This window comes from Catalinimonas locisalis (genome assembly GCF_038039535.1).
In the GTDB taxonomy this organism is placed as follows: domain Bacteria; phylum Bacteroidota; class Bacteroidia; order Cytophagales; family Cyclobacteriaceae; genus Catalinimonas.
This window is the reverse complement of record NZ_JBBPHP010000052.1, coordinates 22,514-40,793: the sequence shown is the minus strand read 5'-3', so window position 1 is coordinate 40,793 and position 18,280 is coordinate 22,514. Positions and strand designations below refer to the sequence as shown.

Annotated in this window: 15 protein-coding genes and 2 pseudogenes; 5 read left to right on the top strand and 12 right to left on the bottom strand. The window is 39.3% G+C overall.

What is annotated here, in order from left to right:
• Positions 1-499: 499 nt before the first annotated feature.
• Positions 500-649, top strand: coding sequence for a hypothetical protein (locus WJR50_RS30610; RefSeq protein WP_341297140.1), 150 nt, complete (start codon positions 500-502; stop codon positions 647-649).
• Between the two features lie 28 nt (positions 650-677).
• Positions 678-2,741 (top strand): ATP-binding protein, encoded by a 2,064-nt coding sequence (locus WJR50_RS30605; protein ID WP_341297139.1) that lies wholly within the window; start codon positions 678-680, stop codon positions 2,739-2,741.
• Between the two features lie 527 nt (positions 2,742-3,268).
• On the opposite strand, the gene WJR50_RS30600 is transcribed toward WJR50_RS30605, so the two are convergent.
• The 3 genes from WJR50_RS30600 to WJR50_RS30590 form a co-directional block, all read right to left on the bottom strand.
• Complete coding sequence (locus tag WJR50_RS30600) at positions 3,269-4,054, bottom strand: alpha/beta fold hydrolase (RefSeq protein WP_341297138.1); 786 nt, start codon at positions 4,052-4,054, stop codon at positions 3,269-3,271.
• Positions 4,055-4,148: 94 nt separating this feature from the next.
• Positions 4,149-4,709, bottom strand: coding sequence for a fatty acid desaturase family protein (locus WJR50_RS30595; protein WP_341297137.1), 561 nt, complete (start codon positions 4,707-4,709; stop codon positions 4,149-4,151).
• Between the two features lie 357 nt (positions 4,710-5,066).
• Entirely contained in the window at positions 5,067-7,484 is a 2,418-nt protein-coding gene (locus tag WJR50_RS30590; RefSeq protein WP_341297136.1) for a PAS domain-containing sensor histidine kinase, read from the bottom strand.
• Between the two features lie 115 nt (positions 7,485-7,599).
• Between WJR50_RS30590 and WJR50_RS30585 the strand changes: the two genes are divergently transcribed.
• The 3 genes and pseudogenes from WJR50_RS30585 to WJR50_RS30575 all read left to right on the top strand — a co-directional run bounded on the left by WJR50_RS30585 (position 7,600) and on the right by WJR50_RS30575 (position 9,645).
• Positions 7,600-8,349, top strand: coding sequence for an IS5 family transposase (locus WJR50_RS30585; protein WP_341297135.1), 750 nt, complete (start codon positions 7,600-7,602; stop codon positions 8,347-8,349).
• Between the two features lie 75 nt (positions 8,350-8,424).
• A pseudogene (locus WJR50_RS30580) lies at positions 8,425-9,415 on the top strand (IS481 family transposase); the annotation flags it as partial.
• Positions 9,355-9,645: a hypothetical protein gene (locus WJR50_RS30575; protein ID WP_341297141.1), complete on the top strand. Its 291-nt coding sequence runs from the start codon at positions 9,355-9,357 to the stop codon at positions 9,643-9,645. The pseudogene WJR50_RS30580 and the gene WJR50_RS30575, both read left to right, overlap by 61 nt.
• Positions 9,646-9,936: 291 nt before the next feature.
• Here WJR50_RS30575 and WJR50_RS30570 read toward each other — a convergent pair whose 3' ends face one another.
• The 9 genes and pseudogenes from WJR50_RS30570 to WJR50_RS30535 all read right to left on the bottom strand — a co-directional run bounded on the left by WJR50_RS30570 (position 9,937) and on the right by WJR50_RS30535 (position 17,607).
• Entirely contained in the window at positions 9,937-11,433 is a 1,497-nt protein-coding gene (locus tag WJR50_RS30570) for a PAS domain-containing sensor histidine kinase (protein ID WP_341297134.1), read from the bottom strand.
• 1,573 nt (positions 11,434-13,006) lie between these two features.
• Entirely contained in the window at positions 13,007-13,348 is a 342-nt protein-coding gene (locus WJR50_RS30565; protein ID WP_341297133.1) for a type II toxin-antitoxin system PemK/MazF family toxin, read from the bottom strand.
• Positions 13,345-13,572, bottom strand: coding sequence for a type II toxin-antitoxin system MazE family antitoxin (gene mazE, locus WJR50_RS30560; RefSeq protein ID WP_341297132.1), 228 nt, complete (start codon positions 13,570-13,572; stop codon positions 13,345-13,347). The genes WJR50_RS30565 and mazE overlap by 4 nt, the downstream gene beginning before the upstream one ends.
• Positions 13,573-13,699: 127 nt before the next feature.
• Entirely contained in the window at positions 13,700-13,960 is a 261-nt protein-coding gene (locus WJR50_RS34390) for a DUF4143 domain-containing protein (RefSeq protein WP_510167122.1), read from the bottom strand.
• Between the two features lie 45 nt (positions 13,961-14,005).
• Positions 14,006-14,227: pseudogene (locus tag WJR50_RS34385) on the bottom strand (DUF8612 domain-containing protein); the annotation flags it as partial.
• Positions 14,228-14,242: 15 nt separating this feature from the next.
• Complete coding sequence (locus tag WJR50_RS30550; protein ID WP_341297130.1) at positions 14,243-14,830, bottom strand: ATP-binding protein; 588 nt, start codon at positions 14,828-14,830, stop codon at positions 14,243-14,245.
• A gap of 197 nt (positions 14,831-15,027) precedes the next feature.
• Positions 15,028-16,029, bottom strand: a complete 1,002-nt coding sequence (locus WJR50_RS30545; RefSeq protein ID WP_341297129.1) for a replication initiation protein — start codon at positions 16,027-16,029, stop codon at positions 15,028-15,030.
• A gap of 499 nt (positions 16,030-16,528) precedes the next feature.
• Entirely contained in the window at positions 16,529-16,858 is a 330-nt protein-coding gene (locus WJR50_RS30540) for a hypothetical protein (protein ID WP_341297128.1), read from the bottom strand.
• Complete coding sequence (locus tag WJR50_RS30535) at positions 16,855-17,607, bottom strand: ParA family protein (protein ID WP_341297127.1); 753 nt, start codon at positions 17,605-17,607, stop codon at positions 16,855-16,857. The genes WJR50_RS30540 and WJR50_RS30535 overlap by 4 nt, the downstream gene beginning before the upstream one ends.
• Positions 17,608-18,280: the final 673 nt, after the last annotated feature.

Genomic DNA, 18,280 nt, shown 5'->3' with positions numbered 1-18,280 from the left:
AAATATTACAATCTATGAAATGCCTTTTTCCGCCCTGAATTTCATTTTTATCTGTTGACTCATTGCAGGATAAGCCATTAAATAGGCACAAAATTTGATTAATAAATACAATTGTATTGTGGAAGCCTGTGGTTGGAAAGCAACCCGGACAACCAAAGTGGAGTAAGAGCAGCTTCAAGACTTAATGTGGTTGCCCATTGCCGTCTTTGCTATTCTTTTTTCAACAAATAAAACATAAGCAAGTTGTAATAGTTATATGACTCAGGAAGATCATTACTTTATTCATTTTTTACTGAATCAATTTTTTTAGCTATGAAAAGACAAATGTTCTTCCAAAGCACCCAAGCACTTATAGGTTTTAATGGCGGTTGAAGATGACAACTCAGCGCTTATGTTTAAAGTCTAAGTTAAATTATTTTTTTCTAGTAATGTTGAGCCAGCATGATATCAAGACATACATTGGCATAAAGGTAAAGTTTCATGCGCTTAGCTCTTTAGTGTGTTAACAATCACTGATGTAGATATTTCCAACGGTGGATTAGCAGCCCTTAAGGCTTCCTTATACACCTATAGATTTACCCATATCAATGATGTGGTTTTTACACTCCATTACAAAATCACCTTAGCTAAAGACTACCCCATTAAATAAAGTATACTGCTCATTAACCACAACCGATTTGAAAGATAAAGAACTTGAATCAGTACTGGAAGAAACACGCCAGCGATTAGAAGCGATCAGCAAGGAGTATCAAAAAAGTAAAGAAGAGCTACAATTCTTAAATAAGAAACTACAAAAAGAGAAGCTCTATGCTGAAAAAATCATTGAAACACTTCATGAACCTTTCCTCGTCCTCCACCCTGATCTACGGGTAAAATCAGCCAATCCAGCTTTTTACAATCACTTTGAGGTGCATTCTCAAGATACTGAAGATCAGCTGATCTATGAACTTGGCAACGGTCAGTGGAATATTCCTGAGTTGCACATGCTTCTTGAAGATGTGCTGCCTGATAACAAGGTATTCAATGATTATGAAGTTACCCATGAATTTGAAAAGATCGGCAAACGAGTGATGCTGCTTAACGCCCGCCGCCTTGACCATGTCCAATTCATATTGCTTGGAATCAGAGATATTACCGTACAAAAACAGGAGAAAGAGGAGTTACGACAGGCCAAAGTGCAGGCCGAAAAAGCAGCCAGTGCCAAAGATGAGTTTCTCTCTACCATGAGCCACGAGATACGCACCCCCTTAAATGCCATTATCGGCTTGAGCAACCTACTGCTCAAAAAGAATCCCCGTTCGGAACAACTAGAAAACCTCAATGCACTGAAGTTTTCTTCACACTCTTTATTAAACCTGATCAATGACATTCTGGATTACAGCAAGCTTGAGGCAGGCAAGATGGAATTGGAAAATGTAGATTACCACCTGTCTACTTTAGTCCACAGCATCTGGCAATCCCATCACCCCCTGGCCGAAGAAAAGCAGAATGAACTAAGCTTTAAAGTTGCAGAGAATGTACCGGATGTCCTGCGCAGTGATCCGCACAAGCTGGCACAAATCCTCAACAACCTCATCAGCAATGCCAACAAGTTTACCGAAAACGGAAATATCAGTCTGGAGATTCATCTGGAAAAGCAGGAAGGAAATATTGTGGAGCTGCATTTTGCTGTCAGAGATACCGGAACAGGCATCTCAGAAGAAAGGCAACAGAATATATTTGACAAGTTTACGCAAGGTGACAGCTCCACGATGCGCCGCTATGGAGGTACAGGTTTAGGCTTGTCTATCACCAAATCCCTGCTGCAACTCATGCATAGTGACATCCAGGTGGAAAGCAAAGAAGGTAAAGGCTCTGTGTTCTACTTCACGCTCCGACAGCAGATAGGCAGTGAAGAAAGTCTCAGGCCGGAAGAAGAGACAGGTCCGTCTCAGCAGGCAGTAAAGAAGAGCATACAATCCGGGATGCTGATATTGCTGGTGGATGATGCCGCTTTTAACCGCATGGTCTTGCAGCAGCATCTAGAGGAATGGTGGGACTTGCAGGCTGATGAAGCTAGTAATGGACTGGAAGCCATAGAAAAAGCACAACAGAAGAAGTATGATCTCATCCTGATGGATATCCGCATGCCAGAGATGGATGGGCTGGAAGCCAGTCGCAGGATTCGTGAGCTGGATGAGCATTATGCTAAAGTGCCTATCATCGTGCTAACTGCCGACACTTCTTTGACCAAAGTAAAAGAAGCTGATGCTAAACTGTTCAATGGCATCATCACCAAGCCTTTTGAACCTGAACAGCTCATGAACACCATTGCACCCTATGTGCTGGTAGAGGATATATCAGATGATACACCTGTCCATCAAGAAACAAAAAGGGATATGCAAAGAAGTAGATTTGAACCGGACTTTGCTAAAGCAGAAGAGCCTTTTGATGGTTTACCAGAAAAAAAGAAAAAGTTTTATGAGATGACTATCACTTCACTGGAATCCTTCCAAACCAATTACTTCAACGCTCTGGAGCAGAGTGATGCTGAACAACTGGAAGAAGTGATGCACAAGGCTAAGATGTTGTTCAACATGCTGGGTCTGGAAGTTTTCTATCAGAAAATGTATGATATACGTCAGCAGATAGAAGCCGGTACTTCTGCCAATGAGCTTAAAGCTGAAGGTTCTGAAATACAGCAGGGACTAGAACAAGTGATCAACCATATTCGCATGTACAATGAAGATCAGGAAGGATAAAATCTTTTGTCATCTCTTGTTCTGAAAGCCTGCCTTTCACACCCTACTATTTCTCTGTTGATAATGCAAACTCGCTCCATAGCTGTTTTCTGTTTTCTTTGGGCATAATTAGGGGTATTCGTAGTGTAGAGGTAAATGACTTACTCTAAGGGCAGCAATTTTCTCCATGTGTATGCTGGTTTGGTGTTTTCAAAACTCATTACTGGAGAGATTGCTACACTTTGAATATTTACACGGCAAAATAAACAGCAATATCCGGGTATAATGTCGCTTATTAGGCGTGTGTAGTAAAACCAACGTTTAATTTCTGTGATTTGCGTCTTCTTAGAGTAAATGAATTACCTGCATGCTACGAATACCCCAATTACAAAGGCATGTGATCAGGAATGGAAATTTCTCTTCTGTTGATGCCTTGACAGACAGGACAGAAAGCTATATTAGTTTTTATAATCGATGCTTACTCAAACCTTTAAGTTGGAAGTTCAAAGGCTTTATAAAAGCTAAAGAATTAACTGACAATTTAAATTTTATTGGGTGGTAGCTAATATCAATCGCGCTGTTTCTTTTGTTTGGTCCCATTGAGGAAAATGTCCGCAGTTTTCAAACCAATGTAATTGAGCATCCGGAAATAGTTTCATAGCCCTTTTAGCCTGTCTCGGGAAGCATACCTTGTCATTACGCCCCCATCCGATGACCAAGGGTTTGTCTAAAGTTCCCTTTGACAGGCCTTTCTGTTCTTCTCCATAAACCAGGTTTCGCAAAAGTTCATCAAAAGATCGTGCTTTTACATAGTCATTTAATTCCTTTAAAGCAATGTCCGGGGGTAATTGTTTGGGTCTAGTAGAAAACTGCAAGAGCAGTAAGCTGCGCCCCTCCGGGTTATACAATATTTTAGGCAATAGTGGATGTATAAGTCTTATTAATTTAATGGAAGCTTTGATAGAAGCAAAAAATGCATGTTTCTCCCAACCTTGCCAAAATCCGCCAGGGTCGAGTGAAACTACTGCGCCGAGAATTCCTCCTCTTCTGACCATTTCCAGTACCAGTCGTGCGCCCATTGAAGTTCCCACCGCATCAATTCCTAACAGATCTTGTTGTTTTAAAAAATCTGTCAGGGCATCAGACAGTGTACCAATAGATACTTTTCCTGCCAATGGTGGAGAATTTCCAAACCCTGGTAAATCAATGGTAACCACCTCTCGCGCCTTGGCTAAGTCATCAATGATGATATCCCACGAACGTATACTCCCTCCTAAGCCATGAACCAGCAGTAAAGGCTTGCCTTTTCCTCGTTTTTCAAAATTGATTTTCATTGGGTTGTCTTTACTTGTGGTAAATAAAGTGTTTACAGATATACAGAGGCCAATAATTTGCTGCGGGCAATGCTACTCCTGCTATTGCTCTAAACTAACTCTTCCTGTAATAAGTCATCTCATTGTTTCTAATTCCTGTTAGCCATCCTCGACTTTTGTTCACATAAATATGCTGAAAACGGTGAAAGCTTCTTAAAGGTGCATGTCTTGACAAGCGTATCACTACTTTAGTATTGATATCTTCATCCAAACCATGAATATTGGTATAGGTATGGTGAAGCATATTATGTTGTACCTTCCATACAAAAGCATTGGCCCCTAGCATATAGATCGTATTGCCCATGAGTTTGTTCACCAGGGCACTTCTAGAATAAGAGCCATGCAGGGCATCATGCATCACTGACATGCCTATACCTGCTTTAGCAACACCCATCAACAGAGCAAAAGGCAGTAATAGCCACGCATTTAGTGGAAGCGTTAAAATAGCTACATAAGATAAAAGATACAGGCTAATCAGCGTCACGGATTTGATGACCATTTCCTGATTGCCGTACCGGGTTATATTATTGTCTTTAAAGTACTGGTTGACTCTGCTTCTTAAGGTAGGAAAGAACTTAGATTGCTCTTGATTGATAAATTTAACGGAGGTTTTCATAAAAAATAAGCTACTGAATAAGTTAAAAAAATGCTTTCCCATTTGTAACCTCTCTTTTATTAAAAGGTTTATCTGCCTCTGCTCTGTAGCTTTGCAACTATGGATAGGCTTCAGAAGTGATTTAGCACCAAAAAAGTTATACACTATCCTGATCATAAGATTAGGTGACTTGTACTGTTTTAAAAACGTCCCTTTCTCGCACTACTTTGTGCTTCAGTTATAATATAAGACATGAGATTTTGAACATGGTGGGCGATACCGCAGAATCCCGAGGAATTGAGCTATTAATGATTGAAGTACCCGTATAGAACCAATGTTGATGAAGAAATCCTGTACAAATCTGGGAGTGGATGAATATTATGATGGAAAATATACACGGAAAGTGGTTCCTTCACCCTCTTGGCTTTCTACTTTAATATGGCCACCGGCATTTACTACCAATTTCTTGACCATGTAAAGACCAATACCAGTACCTTCTACTTGGGTGTGAAAACGTTTGAACATGTTGAAAATCTGGTCCAGACCATTCTTTCTCATACCAATACCATTATCCTTTACTGTCAATATCTTATATTCACCGCTGCTTTCGCAACGAATGTGGATTTTAGGCAAGCGTTCCGGAGAATGATATTTAATAGCGTTAGAAAGTAGGTTATAAATTACCGAACGTAGATTTTTTTCTGAAAAGCGAATGAATGGGCAATCTGTAAGATCTATTTCCAGCTCTGCACCAAATTCCCTGATCATTGGCTGTAGGTCTAGTTGCACCTCCTGCATCACAGCTTCAAGATCTACTAAAACAACATCTCCTTCGTATTCTTTCTGTAGCTTAACAACATCGCTGAGAACGGCAATGGTCTTTTTAAATCTAGTTACTGACTCTTGCATCAGATCAATTATCTGTTGAACCAGTTTCACTTTCAGCGTTTCAGTAGGCAAATTCTCCAGCAGAATCATGATAAGACCTTCAATATTGGTGATTGGAGTTCTCAGGTCATGAGAGGCCGTATAGATGAAATTATCCAGGTCGTTATTTATATGGACCAGTTCCTTATTTTTCAAACGTAATGTTTCTTCTACTTTCTTGCGTTCACTAATATCCCGAGCGATAGCAAAAACATAAGGTTCGCCATCCAACTCCAGTCCGACAGCATTCACATCTACGGGAAACAGCTCTCCACCTTTTCGTTTATGCCAGGTTTCAGCCGGAGGAATACTTTCTTTTTGTGCCTTTTCAAATATCTGAGCAAACTGCTCTTCCTGAAAAGTAGGTTCTATATCAGCTAGCCGCAAATGACGGGCTTCTTCTTCTGAGTAACCCCATGACTCCAGCGCATTTTTATTCAGGTAGGCAAAAGTCCAGTCCTTTCTAATCAGGACAAAGGCATCCTGCGCCTGGTCGGCCATGAACTTAAAGCGCCTGAGTTCTTTCTGGCTTTCCACTATTTTCTTCCGGGCTAATACCTGCTCAGTCACTTCGTTCGCTACCACCGTTACGCCCTTGATCTCTTGCTGATCATCTCTAAAAGGATAGTAAACAAAGTTCCAATAGACAGTATCCTGTCTACCATTGCGGTTGATCTGAGAGGGTAACTCCTTAGCCAAATAAGGCTCACCGGTGGCCATTACCTGATCTAATAGTTCTTCAAAACCCTGGCCGGCAGCTTCCGGAAGCAGTTCAAATAAAGGTATATTCAATGCCTGTTGCTGCGTACGTCCCCACAAAGCACACACTTTATGGTTCGCAAGGTCTATCACATAGTCTGGTCCTTTGATAACCGCAATGGCTACGGGCGCCTGTTCAAACAAATTAAATAGCTCTTTCCACTGCAGTTCGGCTTGCTGATGGGCTATTTCCAATTGTTGCGTACGCTCTCTGACCCTGTTTTCAAGTTGCTGGTTCAGGTCCTGCAGTGCTTTTTCTCTCTTTTCTACTTTCTTTCGAGCCTGAACCAGTTCGGTCACTTCTATGGCTACATCCACCACGCCCAGGATATTTCTCTGCTCATCATACAATGGCTGATAGACGAAATTATAGTAGGTCGTCTCTAAGGTTCCGTTGCGCACCAACTGGGCTGCTACCTCCTTGCCAATAAAGGGCTCTCCAGTATGTAGCACCTGGCGAATCAGCTCATCAAATTCTTGCCCCTGAAGCTCAGGTACTCCTTCCAATAAGGGTCGGTTGAGCACTTCTTCGGGAGTGTGGCCCCACATGTTGCAAAGAAGTTGATTAGCGGTAACTACTTCCAACTCCTGCCCCGTGAACAATCCCAGGGCCACTGGAGCCTGATTAAACAGGTTCTGCAATAGATTTCGTTCGTCTTCTATTTTTTCACGAACGCTTTGTAACTCCTCTGTCAGGGATTTTACCTTATCCGTTATGTCTATGGCGGAATGGATAAGGTAGGCAACTTGCCCCTCCCTGTCCAGTACTGGCTTGTTGTTGACTGACCAGTAACGTTGCTCAAATATGCCGGATTCATTTTGCACATCATAGCGTACCATGGGCATTGAATCCTTAGTCATGTACTTTAGTACATGCTGGAGCGAATTTCTTAGCGCTATTGGGCCTGATCCTGTATGGGTCTCTCCTTTTGCAGGGTAAACTTCAAAAACACTTTTACCCACTATCTCTTTTCTTTCTGTGCCGGTAATTTGTAGCTGCTCGTTACTGACTGCCAGAATGGTATAGACAGGAGCATCAGGCTTTAAAATAAGAAAGTTACCGGGTAAAGCATTAAAGGTCTCCTTAAAATCTATTTCTGGTTCTGCCACTGGGTTCTGATTTCTTAGGTTGATGAGTAAACTGAAAAGTTAGAGCGTGTTAGGAGATTGAGATTTTGAAAAAATGGCCATCATTTTATCTTATTAGCAACCAAACTGATAAGATATGCAAGCACAATTTGAGCGGCTCACTGATGGCCAATGGGAAGTTATAAAATCGTTTTTAAACTGGCAAAGAAAACGTGAACTCTCCTTGAGAGACGTGTTTGATGCCATTCTTTGGATTGCCAGGACGGGAGCTCAGTGGCGTAACTTAGACAGTCAGTTTCCTAAATGGTCAGCCGTTTACTATTATTTTGAAAAATGGACAAGCGATGGGACGTTGGAACAGATCAATTTGGCTTTGAACATGCTAGAAAGAATACAGCAAGACCGAATAGCTACCCCCAGTTTGGGACTATCTGATTCACAGAGTGTTAAGCTGTCCCCTAGGATAATTGAGCAGCGGGGCACCGATGGCAACAAATGGGTGAATGGGCGTAAACGACACATACTAGTTGATGTATTGGGAAGGATATGGAAAACTCAGGTGCATGCTGCTAATATCCACGATAGTCCAGGGGGTGTTGGCTTACTGGAAAATTGCAAAAAGGCGATGCCAACCTTAAAGAAAGTTATGGCCGATAAGTCCTATCGGGGTACTTTTGCGAAGGCAGTAGAGGAAAAGAACCTCACTTTTGAAGTGCCTGTGCGAGAAGAAGGAAAAAAAGGTTTTGTCGTAGAAGCAAAAAGATGGGTTGTGGAAAGGACGTTTGCTTGGTTAAATTTCTTCCGGCGAACGGTGATAGATCACGAACGTACCATAGAAAGTGCTCAATCCTTCTTAACATTAGCCAACATATCAATAGTAATATGAAGTAGTCAAGATATAATCTGACAGTTTGAGTAAATTGAATGTGAAGCAAATCAATTACTTAAACATAATTATACCATGACTACAGAAGATAAAGTTATTAAAAACAAATTAGGTTTACTAAACCTAGCTGAGATGTTAGGGAATGTATCTCAAGCTTGCAAGGTGATGGGTTATAGCCGAGACAGCTTCTATCGTTTCAAAGATCTTTATGAACAAGGTGGAAGCTCGGCCCTTCAAGAAATCAGCAGGAAAAAGTCCAATCCCAAGAACAGGGTAGACGAAGCTGTAGAACAGGCAGTTGTTGAATTAGCCATAGAACATCCTGCATTAGGCCAACTCAGAGCATCCAACGAATTAAAAAAGAGAGGTGTGTTTGTTTCTCCTGGTGGTGTGCGATCTGTATGGTTACGGCACCAACTAGAAACTTTTCCTAAACGTCTTAAAGCTCTAGAGGCCAAAGTGGCGCAAGAGAGGGTATAATTTTGACAGATGCCCAAGTAGCGGCTCTGGAGAAGGCTAAGGAGGAGAAAATAGCACACGCATTCCATGCCGGGGAGAAATAGAAACACACCATCCAGGATATCTGGGAGCTCAGGATACCTATTACGTTGGCTATATCAAAGGAGTCGGTAAAATTTACCAACAAACGTTTATAGATACTTACACCAAAGTAGCCCATGCTAAGGTATATGACCGTAAAAATGCGTTAGTAGCTGCTGATCTATTAAATGACAGGGTAATTCCTTTCTATGAGCAGCATGAGATTCCACTACTGCGAATCTTAACAGATCGTGGCACGGAATACTGTGGCAACCGAGAGCATCACGAGTATCAGCTTTACCTGGCAATTGAGGACATTGATCATTCCAAAACCAAAGCAAAAAGCCCTCAAACCAATGGGATATGCGAAAGACTTCATCGTACCATGCAGGACGAATTTTATGCTATTGCTTTCCGAAAAAAGGTTTACCAAAGTACTGATGAGTTACAGAAAGACTTAGACCTGTGGCTGGAGCATTACAATACGCAGAGGACACATACTGGAAAGTATTGCTTTGGAAGGACCGGGCCGCGGTGGCGCCAATGCAAACCTGGAAAGACTCCCTTCATCTGACAAAAGAGAAAATGTTACACACTCAATATCAAAATTTTGTACCTTTATCTGTGTCAGACGAAGCGGAAGCGGGCCCTGCTGGCGAGCAACCCGCCAGGAATAATCTGACTGACTGGAATGGTCAAGGGGCTCCTACGAGCCCCTCTAAAAACGATGATCATTCCAAGAATGCTATGCCTTAAAAAACGCATCTAAAAAGCCTCGACTGTCAGAGGAAGTCTTGACTAATACAAGTAATATGGCGCATCAGCTACTGAACATTATAAAATTTCCTAACATGCTCTTAATCAATTCGTTTACAATAATGGGCCCTTCTTCGGTGCTGATCAGCATGTCATCTTTGATCTATTCAAAAAATGGATTATCAATCATGTGAAATACGTCAGTTTATTTTACTCTGCAATAAACCCATACGATTGGACATTTTACATAAATAAATAACTATCAAATATTAAACTTTACAACATCCTGTACTACATAGGTAAAGTAATAGTAAAGGTGGTTATCTTCCCTTCTTCACTCTCTACATCTATGCTTCCCTTGTGCTTTTCAACAAATTCTTTACAGAGTAGTAAGCCTAAACCCGTGCCTTTTTCTTTGGCTGTACCTAAGGTGGTATGTTTGGAACCTAACTGAAACAATTGCTGCTGCTCAAACTCACTCATACCAACACCATTATCCGACACCATTATCTGTAGGTGGTTGGATAGACGTCTACCCTCTATCTCTACTTTGCCTCCAAAGTTTGAAAATTTGATAGCATTGGAAAGCAGGTTTCTTAACATGGAATGCAGCATGTTCTCATCGGCTTGTAAGATCAAATCTTCTGGCAACATGTTGTGCAGACTGATCCTTTTCTTTTGTGCATTATCATGTAGTAACATTACCACATCCCTGGCTATCAGGTGAAGATTCACTTCTTTGGGCTGGTATTTTATATCCCCTGAATGGATTCTCGCCCATTCTAATAAATTGCTTAGCAATCTCTTCAAATGTTTCACTGAAATGAAAATACTATCAGCAAATGTTCTAATTTCTTGCTGATTCAACATTTCAATTTGATCAGATAATATATTTGCTGAACCCATAATCCCATTCACCGGACTCATCAGATCATGGGCTATAATGGAGAAGAACTTGTCTTTTCCAGCATTCACTTTTTCCAGCTGCTCAGAATAAGCTTTGATAGCTTCTTCGGCTTGTTTGCGCTCGGTAATGTCCTGGAGTATGATTAGCATACACTGCTCCTGATCCAGCTCTATGACTTCCACATTGGTGATTGTATTCCATTCCTTCTCTTCCTTGTTGCGGTAGGTAGCTTCAAACTGTAAAGCAGATTGCTGCTTTAACTTCTCCAGTAGGAATTCTCTATCCTGAGGGTTTGCCCAGATGTTTAATCCTAAGGTCGTGGCATGCTGAATCTCCTGACGAGTGAAGCCAAAGACTTCCAGCGCTTTATCATTGGCCTCAATGATTTTACCGTCCGCTAAACGGGTAATGGCTACTGGTAAGGGGTGCAAGCGGAATATACTGGCAAAACGTTTTTCTGACCTAGCAAATGCTTCTTCTGCCAGCTTACGCTCAGTAATGTCCTGAGTAATACCTCTGACCTTTATCACCCTGTCACCCTCTTTTCCTGGTTTGACAATGGTTTCAAAGAATTTTTGCTGTCCACTTACCAACACACGGTATTCCACCTGATAAGCATTGCCTTCTTGAATACAACTTTCAAATTTCTGTTGGACCTCTTCTACGTCGTCTGAATGTATCATTTTAAGAAGCTGCTCCGAGCTAAGTGTGCCTTGGGAGTTTGGATTTATCTCCCAAAGCTCATACAGCGGCTCTGAGAAAACCAGTTTATCTGAAGCTAAAGTGTATTCCCAAAGGCCTATCTTGGCTAGCTGTTGTACATCTTGGAGCCATTCTCCAGTTTCTAATTGTTTGTTCTTTGTTATTCTAGATTTTCTCATTTTTCACAACAGGTAAATGATCAACAGCAGTACTACTGTTATTAAAAGATCATCAGATACAATCCATATTCCAGGAAAGAGGAAGGCTTGAGGCGACTTCTCAGAGAACAAGAGTTGAACTCTTTCTTTAGGGTTTATACAATTCATGAATACGTAGTAAAAAAATTGTTGTGCATAAGAATTCAAAAGACAGACTTAAGCCAAAAGTGATTTTTTTCTCTAATGAGGATTTCATTGCATATTATTCAATGAGTATGCCTAAAAAGCAATAGCATATTTGAATTCTGAAACTCTGCCCGCAGCATTTCTAAAGAAGTGTTTTTCTCCTTATTAGAGTAGCTTTTTATAAAATTAACTGTAGATACAATTAATGACTGAAATAAGTTTCTTACTGATGATTTACTCTTGACAAATTATAAAAGATGTTGCCAAATTGGCTAACCCAAAATGGGTGTAAACAATGGCTTAGCCTCATCATAAAATAACTTACTATGGGTAAATAAGCTCCAAAGGTTCTCGTTTTGGAAGAGAGATTAGGCAGTAGCAATAAGCTCTTTGGTGGGGTAGTGTCAAAATAGATATAACTACATAGAAGCAGGTATCAACATATTTACAGTAAATGTCCACCCTCAATAACAAAATCCCTTCAAGAAATTTTCCTGAAGGGATCTGACTAGTCAATTATTAACTAAACAATTTAATTACTTGTAAAGTAGTAAATTTTTAATTGTGTACGTACACGATAAGAAAAAAATAGAAAAATTTTACAGTATCGGAATGTAATCCTGAAGTATAAAAGCCTTTTATTCAATAATTTCAAAACAAATTTTTATCTATAGATGATATGTTTAATCATCCTTCGAGAGGATCAGTGAAGGAAGGAGGGTATAGATAATTTACTGTTAATACTTCTGATTGTGAGATGTACCCAAAAAGCCTCCTTTTCTAACTCCTTCCCTCCTACTCTACTCTTTATGGCAATTGCTTTGGTATTTTTTTTGGCAGCCTAGTGCCAAAACCCGGTACAGCATTCATAGTGTGAAAAGGTATACATGACATGGCTTTTCATTCATCAAAGCTTGAAGCTGCTGAAATCTATAACTTTCAATGCTGCCAAATTGACTTGCAGAAAATTATCATAAAAACCTTCCTTTTTCCTATAGGAAGAAAATACTATCTATCAAGACCCCTCCCCTATTTCTTGACATGCTAGTTGTGGAACTGATGGGTTTTTTCTACAGCGGTGGGGAATTATCGCTTTAGTGGACTTGAAAAAGAGCCCATTCCTGGCACTTTTACCAATGGGCACGGTATTGGAAACTGTTCAGGTAAGATTGTGATTCCAGATTTTTTGAACTTTAGCATATTGATTTTTTAAACTATACCACTGGAATAACAATTGGGCTGTTTACTTGATGGAAATGAACTAAGGCCTGGCACTTTGCCGGGCTTTTTTCATGTTCTCTCTTTTAACTTTTGATTTATGGTGATTGTTTAGATCAATCAATCTATACGAAAGAATTATCTCCTATCTGTGGTAATTCTTTGTTCAGGTTACTAACGTTCGGTCCTTTTAACTTAAGCCAAATACAATTTTTATAGCATCTTCTATCTGTCCAAGATACCTGCTTTCCAATGCCCCTTGTTTATTATCTACTCTAGACACATCTACTGCTCTGAGTTGTTTGACATTAATGTGGCGGTCTTTATCCAGACCATTGGCCTTAGTAGGGCTGACATTTACTGCAAAGGGCCAGGGTTTGTGACCAGGAAGAATAGGAGCTACTATGACGGTACGACTTCCCCGATTGACCATATCTGACTGTAGAATGACACAGGGTCGTTTTTTCTGTGTTTCTGCTCCTCTGGTAGGGTCTAGATCTATCCAACGTATTTCTAACTGTTTATACATCATGAGCTAAGACCATCGGATAATGTAGCATCCCATTCATTAAGTTCTGCTTGATAATCCGCATCTTCTGCTTCCTCCTGATTGGCTTTCAGCAGTTCTTCTTCTAGTTTTCTTTGCTTCTCTCTTTTTAAGAGTTCATTGATATAAGCGCTTTTATTAGTTCCCCCTACTTTATTGAGAAAGTTATAAGCTTCTTCATCCAAGGAAAATGTTGCTCTTTCAGTCATGTTATTATTATTTAATAATACTAACTAATCATACTCAATTATATGACAAAAAGTTGCATAAATCAAATAGGATATCTAATAAAGAACTATGATAATTATTTTGATATTGAGCTACTTTAAGCACTACCTACAGAATGATAAACTCATCTACATTTTCTTGATTGATACTATACGTTTCATGCTCCGGATAAGCATTCAGAAAGGTTTTAGGAAATTGTACTTTGGCTTTTGGATTCCATTTAAATTCATAAGCATATAGTTTACCTTCCCTTTCTTCTATGTAATCTATTTCCTGCTGTTGTGTGGTACGCCAAAAATAGCTTTTAGCTTCTATGTCATGATAATGAAGAAACTTCAAACGTTCACTCATTAGAAAATTCTCCCACAAGGCTCCTTTGTCGGTCCTGCCTGATAATCGGGAGAAATTGCCTATTACTGCATTGCGTATTCCATTGTCATAGAAGTAGATTTTTTTTCCTTTCTTGATCTCCTTACGCACATTTCGGCTGTAGGCGGGTAGACGAAATACCACATAGGCTTTTTCCAACAAATCTATGTAGCGTTCTACTGTCTTATTATCAGCCCCTACCAACTGCCCCAATTCATGATAAGATACCTCACTACCTATCTGCAAAGCCAATGCACTTACAATTTTTTCTAGTAAGGCTGGTTAATTAAGTTGGCCTAATGCCAGTAGGTCTTTATAGAGGTAACTATCCGCTAAAAGCTTTAGCAACTTTTTTTCTTGTCCTGGACTGGTAACGATATCTGGATAGTAACCATGGATCAAGCGATGTTCTACCAATCTTTTTTCCTCTAGCAACCCATGATGAGATGCCATTTCTGAAAAGGATAAGGGAAAGAGCATAAACTCAAACTTACGGCCAGTAAGAGGCTCATTAATGCTAGCTGCCAGTTCTAAGGCTGAAGATCCAGTCGCAATAACCTGTACCCCTTTAATCTGATCAGTAAATAATTTAAGAGTAATGCCAATATCGGAGATGCGTTGAGCTTCATCGATAACGACAATTTCACTATTGCCGATAATAGAGCGAAGACGAGTAGAAGTAGTTTGACTCAGTAATTGCCGAACATCAGCTTCATCCTCATTGAGTACCATAACTTTTTCGGAGCGTTTTGCTAACATAGTATCCATTAAAGTGGTCTTTCCTACTTGTCTTGGTCCCATGAGCAAGATGGCTTTCCCCTTAAATAATACTTGCTCAATATTGGTAAGCAATGTTCTTTGTACAATCATTCTCTCCATTTATTCCCAAATAAACATAATATTTTGGGAATAAACTCCTAAAATATTATAATTCGTTTGTTTTTTGAGAATTATTAAGGAAAAGACAGCTCTTGGAATTAGTGCTCATTCAACTAATAGGCTTGATTATTAGTCGAATTTGTAATAGTTCGAGTAATGCTACTCTTTACTCTTCAAGAGATGAGAATTCAATTGACCACTTCAGCTTTTGTTTTACTCTGATTAAAAATGCCAATAGCTTTATGCTTTTCAAATTGTGCAGCTGTGTAAGCTCCTAAATTACTTACTTTTTTATCGGCTAAAGCAAGGTCCACCGCGTATAGTATTTTACCTATTTCTTTTTTATCAAAGCTTTCTAAAATACGTTTTACCTGCCATGGAGCCAGACGGTAAGCAGGTAGGCGAACTTCTGCAGGTGAACCAGCAGGATATGGTAATTTATTATTACCCACAGGGATTGAGGAAGCAATATTTTCTCTTCCTTCAAAAGGAATAGTTTGTTGATTAGGACGGTGTTTGATGTTAAACTGATAAGCTGTGGTCTTTTTACCTGTTTTCAGAGGTTTATAGCTTACCTGCATATCAGTGGTGGTGTTAATGTCCTCACAGGCTTTATCTAAGACGCGCTGTTGGAACTTTCCTGTTACAGGGTATAGATCTTCCCACTTACCTGTTTTTTGATCCTGAGAGAGCACTCCTAGCCTTTCTTTTAACTCTTCCAGACCAATCTTCATTACACCGGTACTTCTGTACTGACAGACCATCTGATAGATTCTCTTGCTGTATTTACTAGGGAGCTTCAAGGTCATGGAAAGCTGATAGTAAGTGTAGTATTTATCAAGATTGATAAACCATGGTCTAATATCAGGATGCATTTCTAATAAGATCTGTCTGCGTTCGTCGTCTAGCTCAGAAGTAATTACTAGGTTGAACCTTCTTCTCTTACCATTGTAATCAATAACCGCTGTTCTTGTATGAAGCATAGCACATGCCTGATCATAATCCTGCAATCTGTATCTCTTGCCCGCTAGATTTTCTATATCACTGATACGAATCATGACCTTTTGTCTATCTTCGGTTTCCAAGTCGGTCATAGCAATAAGACAGGCAAACAGATTAAGCTCCAGACCTGACATCTGGTACTTGGCCTGAGTAATGGCATTATGTTGCTTGGCTATCTTGTCGCGCATAGCTTAGGTTTGGTTAACAGCAAATTAGTCAAACGGCCTAAATAAAAGCAACCAGTGTGGAAAAGTCTCGAGGATTTTGGGTATAGTTGGTGAGGATTTTGGGGTTAGCATCGAGGATTTTGGGTATAGATGATGCGGAAAATGGGTATAGTTTGCCCTGTTATGCCTTATAGTATTTCAAAAGTATATTTTCAAAAGTCTTTTAAAAGTTTTAATGTCTTTCGAGGATTTTGGGTATAGTTGGTATTCTTTCATCAAATCTTATTTCAAAGCTATTTCACTTGTTGTGTTATCAAAAATAAATCACTTCCGCGCTCGAGGATTTTGGGTATAGTTCGATTTCATAGTTGTGATGGCCTTCATCAAATCAATGAGGATTTTGGGTATAGTTAATACTTTTTAATTAAACTTTATTTCCATATTCTTCATTTAGATGACTTTTTAGCAATGATATTTTCAAAAAACGAGTTGCCCTTGCGCTCGAGGATTTTGGGTATAGTTACCACTGATTATTACTTTCTTTTCTTGGTCTTCCTGGCTTTTTTCTTCTCTCCTTTACTTTCTGGGGCCTTTCTTTAGGATTATATTTCTCAAGAATCATTTCAGCAGCCTCCTGCATTATTTCTTCTAGGGTCAATCCTTCAAAATAAGCTAGGTCTAAAAGTCTTTCATGTACACTTTTTGGTAGTCCAGCAGTAACTCTGATATTTTCTTCTTCTGACTCTATTTCCTTTACTTCTTTCTCATTAGTCTTGCTAACTTCCTTTAGCTCACTGGTAACCATGTTGAGCTGTTTTTTGCTACTATTTTTATTTTTGCTCAGTTTCATACGCTTACTTTTGTTCGTTTGATAATGTCTTCTGCTACAGCAGTATAGTCTACTGCTCCATTTGATTCTTCATCATATTCAAATATCGTCTTACCACTGCCTTGTGCTTCCATGAGTGCAATATTTTCTCTAACAAAGGTATTCATGAACTTTTCCCCCAATTGCTCCCTGGCTAGGTCCACCAAGTAGTGTCTCCCCTGCCCTCTCGCCTTAGGATTATATCTTGTAGGAAATACACCTCCGAGTTGAGTGTCATTTTCTTCGCTGATCTCCCCGACATATTCTAATAACCTTGCTAATCCTTCATAGCTTAAATATTCTGCTTGCATTGGTACAAAGTACATTTGCGAAGCATACATGGCACAGGTAGTAAGCGGACCAAGTGAAGGAGGACAATCGATAAGCACATAATCGTATGGGTTTCCCTTTAGTGCTTTCTTTAGTCTAGTATGAAACATGGCCTGTTGGGTTAGTACACCTGATACTTGCTCTAGATGATGAGATGCAGGTACTAAGTCTAGTTCTCCCTCGAGTTTGACATCTGACACTGCTTTCTCTTGTAGCAGTACTTCTCCGATGCTTTCCCCTCTGTACTCTTTTGGATTCAACCCGAACACTTTTGTCAAATTGGCTTGTGGGTCCATATCTACTAGTAGTACTTTATGGTCTTTGGAGAGATATGCGCCTATATTTTGTACGCTGGTTGTTTTTCCAACCCCTCCCTTATTATTTACAAATGTTAAAATCATTCTTTTGGTAAGATTAGTATGGTAAAAAAGGATAATATGTAATAATTATTTCCAATCATATAGTAATAATGCTAATAACTAAAAATATCATTAATAAAGAAAATATCATAATATATAATCTAAATAAACATATAAAAAGTATATTAAGTATAGTTCTTATTATACTTAATATTAATTTAATTCTAATTCTAAGAAAAGCGAAAAAGTTAAAAAGAAGAATGTGCAATATGTGTTATTATTGTGCAATGAAAATATGCTAAGAAAAGACTAAGGAAAACCGTTGGTTATAAAAGCAAATGAGGAATTCTGTAAAAAATTTTCCAGTAGCTATTTTTCCAAAATTAACCATCAAATGGTTCAAATTTACCCATTGAGTGGTAAATTTGGAAAAAAATATATCTTAAAGCTGTATTAATGGCGATAAATAAAATTTGAACTATCGGAAGTGTTGACTAATATAAGCGTTAAATTTAATTAACGTTAACGCTTTCAGGGTAGGGCAGGGGTTGTTTAACATATAAGCGATTATTGCACTTTTAAGAATATACTCTCTGCTTTTAGTCGTTATTGATTATACGACAGCAAATTCGACTCTCTGGGAAAGAATTTTCTGGAAAGTACGGTGTAAATCTGAAAAACTTATTCCGATATAAGCCGGGTACAAGCATTCCCT

What these genes read in the sequence shown, in the direction of transcription:
- WJR50_RS30600 (WP_341297138.1), bottom strand. Translation starts at nt 4,054, where the DNA reads ATGAAAATCAATTTTGAAAAACGAGGAAAAGGCAAGCCTTTACTGCTG.
- WJR50_RS30595 (WP_341297137.1), bottom strand. Translation starts at nt 4,709, where the DNA reads ATGAAAACCTCCGTTAAATTTATCAATCAAGAGCAATCTAAGTTCTTT.
- WJR50_RS30585 (WP_341297135.1), top strand. Translation starts at nt 7,600, where the DNA reads ATGCAAGCACAATTTGAGCGGCTCACTGATGGCCAATGGGAAGTTATA.
- WJR50_RS30570 (WP_341297134.1), bottom strand. Translation starts at nt 11,433, where the DNA reads ATGAGAAAATCTAGAATAACAAAGAACAAACAATTAGAAACTGGAGAA.
- WJR50_RS30565 (WP_341297133.1), bottom strand. Translation starts at nt 13,348, where the DNA reads ATGATGTATAAACAGTTAGAAATACGTTGGATAGATCTAGACCCTACC.
- mazE (WP_341297132.1), bottom strand. Translation starts at nt 13,572, where the DNA reads ATGACTGAAAGAGCAACATTTTCCTTGGATGAAGAAGCTTATAACTTT.
- WJR50_RS30550 (WP_341297130.1), bottom strand. Translation starts at nt 14,830, where the DNA reads ATGATTGTACAAAGAACATTGCTTACCAATATTGAGCAAGTATTATTT.
- WJR50_RS30545 (WP_341297129.1), bottom strand. Translation starts at nt 16,029, where the DNA reads ATGCGCGACAAGATAGCCAAGCAACATAATGCCATTACTCAGGCCAAG.
- WJR50_RS30540 (WP_341297128.1), bottom strand. Translation starts at nt 16,858, where the DNA reads ATGAAACTGAGCAAAAATAAAAATAGTAGCAAAAAACAGCTCAACATG.
- WJR50_RS30535 (WP_341297127.1), bottom strand. Translation starts at nt 17,607, where the DNA reads ATGATTTTAACATTTGTAAATAATAAGGGAGGGGTTGGAAAAACAACC.